Source organism: Gilvimarinus sp. 1_MG-2023 (assembly GCF_030548285.1).
In genome coordinates this window covers 1-229 of the sequence record NZ_JAUOSC010001913.1, presented here as the reverse complement: position 1 = coordinate 229, position 229 = coordinate 1, and the positions used below count along the sequence as shown (strand labels likewise).

1 protein-coding gene is annotated in these 229 nt (G+C 37.1%); it reads right to left on the bottom strand.

The genetic code is table 11. The features are described 5' to 3' along the window. Positions 1-190, bottom strand: a 190-nt coding sequence (locus Q4563_RS23340) for a hypothetical protein (protein WP_303606243.1), incomplete at its 3' end; no start/stop codon positions are given. Positions 191-229 lie beyond the last annotated feature (39 nt).

Below are 229 nucleotides of genomic sequence, written 5' to 3'. Positions count from 1 at the left end.
CATCATAAATAAGCGTAACCTCATCATCCAAAAAGTCAAATTGCTTATCGAAATATTTAGCGTAAGTCCATATTGGCATTTTAGGTTTTAATCCTAATTTTAAAGCTGTACCGTAAATGGCAGCGCACCCGAACAGCTGGTTTCCAAGCCTTCCGCCACCGCCTAAGTTGGTTTGTGTTATTGCAGACATACTATTACGTTTAAATTTTTATTTTCTATTTCCTCACAC